Annotated in this window: 4 protein-coding genes and 1 pseudogene; 1 reads left to right on the forward strand and 4 read right to left on the reverse strand. The window is 45.0% G+C overall.

Going from position 1 to position 6163, the window contains the following annotated elements; translation table 11 throughout:
* A complete protein-coding gene (locus HZY94_RS05095; protein WP_179925277.1) occupies window positions 1–999 on the reverse strand; it encodes a glycosyltransferase family 4 protein in 999 nt (332 codons plus the stop codon).
* A gap of 84 nt (window positions 1000–1083) precedes the next feature.
* Complete coding sequence (gene ccpA / locus HZY94_RS05100) at window positions 1084–2094, reverse strand: catabolite control protein A (protein WP_179925278.1); 1011 nt, start codon at window positions 2092–2094, stop codon at window positions 1084–1086.
* A gap of 189 nt (window positions 2095–2283) precedes the next feature.
* Between ccpA and HZY94_RS05105 the strand changes: the two genes are divergently transcribed.
* On the forward strand, window positions 2284–3366 hold the full coding sequence (locus HZY94_RS05105) for a M24 family metallopeptidase (protein WP_179925279.1): 1083 nt from the start codon (window positions 2284–2286) through the stop codon (window positions 3364–3366).
* A 31-nt stretch (window positions 3367–3397) separates the two neighbouring features.
* Here the strand turns inward: HZY94_RS05105 and metG are convergent, their stop codons facing one another.
* Complete coding sequence (metG, locus tag HZY94_RS05110) at window positions 3398–5383, reverse strand: methionine--tRNA ligase (protein ID WP_179925280.1); 1986 nt, start codon at window positions 5381–5383, stop codon at window positions 3398–3400.
* 189 nt (window positions 5384–5572) lie between these two features.
* Window positions 5573–5860, reverse strand: a pseudogene (locus HZY94_RS05115) (IS1634 family transposase); the annotation flags it as partial.
* Window positions 5861–6163 lie beyond the last annotated feature (303 nt).

Consider the following 6163-nt stretch of genomic DNA (forward strand, 5'->3'; position numbering starts at 1 on the left):
TTACATCTCCAATACTTGACGATAAACCGTCACCAATTGCTGGGCCACCTGATCCATAGACCGACTTTCCGCCACCTGGTAGCCCCGTTCACGCTTGTCTACCTGTCCAGCTAGAATGGCTTGGATTCCTGCCACGAATTCCTCATTGTTCTTCCCTAGCGTAGCTGACTGCTCATCAACCCAGCCCTGATAGACGGGAATATCCCGCAAAACAACATGCTGATGACTGGCTAGCGCCTCCAAAACAACAATCCCTTCGGTCTCCTCATAACTTGGGAAAAAGAAAAGACTGCTTCCACTCATAGCTCCCTGGAAAATAGCTCCCTTAAAGTAACCGGGAAAATGGACATTTGCGGGATGATCACCCGAAACAACCCTGCGAATTTCACGCGGAATCATCCATTTATTGATCCCACCAAACCAGATAAATTGCACATCTGGTAACTGCTTAGCCACTTCAACAAAATCCAAGATGCCTTTGCGTTTGAAAAAAAGACCGGCACAGACCACAACCGGCTGTCCTTTCTCCAAGCCAAAGTGCTTGTAGAAAACCTGTTCTTTTTGCGGATCTGGTTGATACTTCCTTAAATCAATTCCATTTGAAATCGCCACAATTGGGGTGTCAACCCCGTAGCCACGAATCAACTCTTTGGAATATTCCGTTGGTGTAATAATAAAATCAGCTAGCTGATACATGTGTTTGAGGTAAGCACCAACAGCTGGAGCCAAGAGATTGGAACCAATAAAGGAATTGGCAAAATCTTCCCGGGTCGAGTGGCCGTGGACAATGACCTTTTTCCCCTGCCGCTTAGCCTGGTGCAAGAGACGAAGACTCTTAGGGCCATAGGTGTTGATGTGAACCAAATCGTATCCAGTTGATGGATCTGTCGTATAGGGAATCCCTGCTAGGTCAAGGGCCCGCATTTGATGCGAAAGAGCGCGACCAATTCCTGACTTCTCAAGAACCGTCTTGCCTTCCAAATACAGTAGAACTTTCATACTCATATTATAAACAAAAGCCATTCAAAATAAAAGTCGGAGCCGAAAAAAGGGACCCTGGTCAGCAGGAATCCCTTACATGCTTTAGTTAGACGAGCGTGTTGACTGGCGTTCGCTCAAGCCATGAGCCAATTGAACTTCGCGTTCCTCAACTTCTTCCTTGTTCATGATCTTGGTCAACATCCGCATGGAGATGGCCCCAATATCGTATAGAGGTTGACGAATGGATGTCATATTTGGCCGACTGTACAAGGTGATTTGTGAGTTATCACTGGTAATCAATTCGAAATCTTCTGGAACTCGAATCCCTTTATCGCTCAGACCATTGAGTAGACCAACAGCCAATTCATCGCCGGATACAATTGCCGCAGTGGCTCCAGATACGATGACCCGTTCGGCCAAGGCATAGCCTTCCTCATAATTGTGTTTGGCTTCAAAAATAAGACCTTCGCTATACGCATACTTGGCTTTTTTAAGACCATCCCGATAGCCTGGTAAGCGCATTTTACCATTGATATCATCCACCAAGGGACCTGTCACAAAAGCAATTTTTTCATTTCGTTCGGCCAAGTACTCCACCGCATCCGCTGTTGCTTGGCGGTAGTCAATGTTAACACTTGGTAATTGCTGCTCAATATCCACGGTTCCTGCTAGAACAACAGGGGTCCGAGAACGTGAAAACTCGGAACGAATCTTTTCAGTCAGGTGGTACCCCATGAAAATGATTCCATCCACCTGTTTTGAAAATAGGGTGTTGACAACCGCCACTTCCCGATCATCATCCTCATCGCTACTCGCCAAAACAATGTTGTATTTATACATTTCTGCGATATCTTCGATTCCTTTAGCTAGACTAGCAAAATAGGAAGAAGTGATATTTGGAATCACAACTCCTACCGTTGTTGTCTTCTTGCTCGCTAAACCACGAGCCACCGCATTTGGACGGTAGTCTAGGCGATCAATCACGTCTAAAACTTTTTTGCGAGTATTTTCTTTTACATTTTTATTTCCATTTACAACTCGACTAACAGTCGCCATGGAAACACCAGCTTCACGGGCGACATCATAAATGGTTACGGTATCGTCAGTATTCATAGATTAACCTCCCAATTCTATTTTGAAAATAACGCTTTCACCTTCGCACAAGTATAGTTTATCATTTTTTGGAAACACTTTCAAATATTTTGAGATTTTTTTCTAAAAAAGACAATTCATTCCCCATTGCATAATTTGAAGATTTTTGACACAATAGAGATATAAGATAATTGATATAGGAGGTTAAATATGAAGAGCACTGTTGACTTACTTCGTTCTCGCATGCGCGAGCAAGGCATCGATTTGGCAATCATTTCAGATCCAACGAGCATCGCCTATCTAACGAACTTTCAATCGGATCCTCATGAGAGACAATTCTTCTTCTTTCTTCCGCTTGAAGGCAGTCCAACCTTGTTTACACCTGAACTGGATCGGGATCGTGCCAAGGCCTTCGTTTCTTACAATATTGTGAGCTACCACGATTCGGAAAATCCTTGGCAAAAGATTCAAAGCTTCCTATCTCGTGAACGCTATCGCATTGGCTTAGAATTTCAACACCTCCGTCTGCGGCAATATTACGAACTCATGCAAATTTTGACGGGACAGATTGTCGATCTCAGTCCAACCATCGAGCAAATCCGCTTGTATAAAACACCTGCAGAGCTAGAACTCCTGCGAAAGGCCGGACAAATGGCCGACCACGCTCTCTCACTCGGCTTTGAGGCCATTGCCAAAGGGAAAACAGAGCTAGACATTATCGCAGCCATTGAGGGACCCTTACGCAGTCAGGATGTGTCCATGAGTTTTGAAACCATGGTGCTGGCTGATAGACATGCAGCCGATCCCCATGGAATCCCAACCAACCGTCCCCTCAAAAACAAATCCCTCCTCCTCTTTGATCTAGGGACCTGGCACCAAGGCTATGCCAGTGATGTCAGCCGCACTGTTGCCCTCGGCCAGCCAACGGTGCTCCAAGCCACCATCTATGATATCGTTCGAGAGGCTCAGTTAGCTGCCATCGATGCCATTAAACCGGGAGTCACAGCTGGTCAAATTGATGCAGTAGCTAGGGATATTATCACAAAGGCCGGTTATGGCGAGTACTTCAACCATCGCTTGGGACATGGAATTGGCCGAAGCCTCCATGAGTTCCCTTCCATTAATCAAGGGAATCCCCTCGTGCTAGAAGAAGGCATGACCTTCTCCGTTGAACCTGGAATCTACCTTCCGAACAAGGTTGGGGTGCGGATCGAAGACTGTGGTGTCGTCACCAAGACAGGCTTCGAAACCTTTACCCATACCCCAAAAGAACTTCTCAAAATAAAATTATAAAAATAGGTGAGCCCCGCTCACCTATTTTTACTTATCCTAAAATGCTACCATTAGGAATGCTACCATCCACCATCATAACCGCTAACCGGTCCTCAAATTCGGCAGAGAGAATCATTCCCTGACTGACCAGCCCCATCATTTTCCGAGGCTTCAAATTCGCGACAATTTGTAATTTTTTCCCAAGTAACACTTGTGGATCTGGGTAATAGGCCGCAATCCCGGATAGGATCTGACGATCCTGGCCGTCGCCAGCATCCAAGCGGAAGGCCAATAGCTTATCGCTACCTTCAACCCGCCAAACATCCTTAACCTCAGCCACGCGGATCTCAACCTTATCAAAATCCTCAAACTTAATCGCCTTTTTATTCAGCAATAGGTCAACATTGGCAGGATCCCAGGCCTCTTCTTTTTGACCACCAGCCATTTGTGATTGAATATAGGCAATTTCTTCCTCCATGTCCAAACGCGGGAAGATTGGTTGTCCCTTGGCCAGAACCTGAGTCCCAGCTGGAATGTTTCCAAAGGCTAGTCCTTCTAAGCTGCTAATTTCAGCCAAGCCCAATTGGTTCAGAATCGAACGGCTTGTTTCCATCATGAAGGGCTGGAGAAGGGCAGCAATCCATTGCAGACTGGCTACCAGATGGCTCATGACACTAGCCAACTGCTCACGGTCTCCCTCTTCCTTGGCTAATACCCAAGGCTGGGTCTCATCAATATACTTGTTGGTCCGCATGATAAATTTCCAAACCGTTTCCAGAGCACGTGGCAGATTGACCGCTTCCATCTGCTTATGGAACTCTTGGAGGGTCTCCTGCGCCTTGGCTTCCAAATCCCCATCAAAGGCGGTTACACCAGCCACAAAAGCCGGAACCTGACCATCAAAGTACTTATTGACCATAGCCACCGTCCGATTGAGCAAGTTTCCTAGGTCATTGGCCAATTCATAATTAATCCGGCCTAGGTAATCTTCCGGTGTAAAGGTTCCATCAGAACCTACAGGAAGGGAGCGCACCAAATAGTAACGCAGAGCATCCAAGCCGTAACGCTCTACTAGCATCTCCGGATAGACAACATTCCCTTTAGACTTGGACATTTTACCATCTTGCATGACGAACCAGCCATGGGCAATCAATCGTTTTGGAAGCGGTAGATCTAGCATTTTCAAAATAATTGGCCAATAAATCGAGTGGAAACGCAGAATATCCTTCCCAAGCATATGGATATCTCCCGGCCAGAACTTAGCAAAGTTACCATCCGTATCCTGTCCATATCCTAAGGCTGTGATATAGTTGGCCAAGGCATCAATCCAGACATAGATGACATGTTTCGGATTCGAAGGAACCGGCACACCCCAGGTAAAGCTTGTCCGTGACACAGCCAAGTCCTCCAAGCCGGGCTCGATAAAGTTCCGCAACATCTCATTCATCCGCCCATCCGGACTGATAAACTCAGGATGCTCTTTGAAATAATCCGCCAACCACTGGGAGTATTTACTCAAACGTAGGAAGTAGGATTCCTCGGAAACCCATTCAACCTCATGGCCTGAAGGGGCAACCCCTCCGATAACTGTCCCTTCCTCATCCCGGAAGACTTCGATCAATTGCGTTTCCGTAAAGAACTCTTCATCAGAAACAGAATACCACCCTGAATATTCGCCCAAATAAATATCATCTTGAGCTAAGAACTTTTCAAAAATCTGCGCTACCACAGCCTCATGATCCGCATCTGTCGTCCGAATAAAGCGGTCATAGGAAATATCCAACAGCGACCACAACTCCTGAACATCCTTGGCCATACCATCCACATAAGCCTGAGGCTCAAGCCCCGCATCCGCAGCCTTGTCTTGGATCTTCTGGCCATGTTCATCCAAACCCGTCACAAAGAACACATCAAAGCCCATCAAGCGCTTATAACGTGCCAAAACGTCACTCGCAATTGTCGTATAAGCCGACCCAATATGCAAGCGCCCACTCGGATAATAAATAGGCGTACTAATATAAAAAGTTTTATCAGACATTCTTCACTCCTCAAAATTACTCCCTTTATTATACCACGCTCCAAAAGCCACAAGCAAACCCAAAATAGAGAATTCTAGGGACTTCCGACTTTATCACCTAAAAATAGACAAAGACCAGCTAATCCCTTGTGCCCCAAGGGATTTGACTAGTCTTTTTTCTTATTTGGGTGTTGTATATGGAGCCTTAGCCTAGTTTTTTAGCTCTTCAAATTTGACAAAACCTTTAGTCCATTCAATACCAAGGAGCTTGTTTAGTTTTTGCATATCAGGACCTTCTTGAAGACGGTAGTAATTGTCTTGTAATCTGCTTGCTTTAGCGCTATTCAAGGCATTAACCACTCTTTCTGGGCTCATCTTCCATCCAATCTGATGTTGGATAAGACGAAGATGTACAAGTGCTATAAAACAAGTAAGAAAATGAGCTTGAATATGGTTCTCTGTCCAAACATAGACCGGTCTGCTTTCTAATTCTGTTTTTCAAACCCAAAATAGAGAATTCTAGGGACTAAATTGCACCCAAATCCTATGATACAAGTAAAGGGTAGACAACGGCACAGACTTGATTTCACAAACAAAAAAGGGCTCTATAATTTCTATAGTGGGTAACAACCCAAAATAGAGATTGTAGGACCTTTTCAGATACCAAAAAAGTCCCACATGATCTATAATGAATAGCGACGAAACCAACATTAGGAGAATCATATGGAACTTATTCATAATACCACAGAATTACTCGGAATTACAGACAAAAATATCAAAATTACCTTTTACTATAAAAGA

This window comes from Streptococcus danieliae (assembly GCF_013415245.1).
In the GTDB taxonomy this organism is placed as follows: Bacteria; Bacillota; Bacilli; order Lactobacillales; family Streptococcaceae; genus Streptococcus; species Streptococcus danieliae_A.

Coding starts and splice junctions, on each gene's coding strand:
- ccpA (WP_179925278.1), bottom strand. CDS start 2,094: ATGAATACTGACGATACCGTAACCATTTATGATGTCGCCCGTGAAGCT.
- metG (WP_179925280.1), bottom strand. CDS start 5,383: ATGTCTGATAAAACTTTTTATATTAGTACGCCTATTTATTATCCGAGT.
- HZY94_RS05105 (WP_179925279.1), top strand. CDS start 2,284: ATGAAGAGCACTGTTGACTTACTTCGTTCTCGCATGCGCGAGCAAGGC.
- HZY94_RS05095 (WP_179925277.1), bottom strand. CDS start 999: ATGAAAGTTCTACTGTATTTGGAAGGCAAGACGGTTCTTGAGAAGTCA.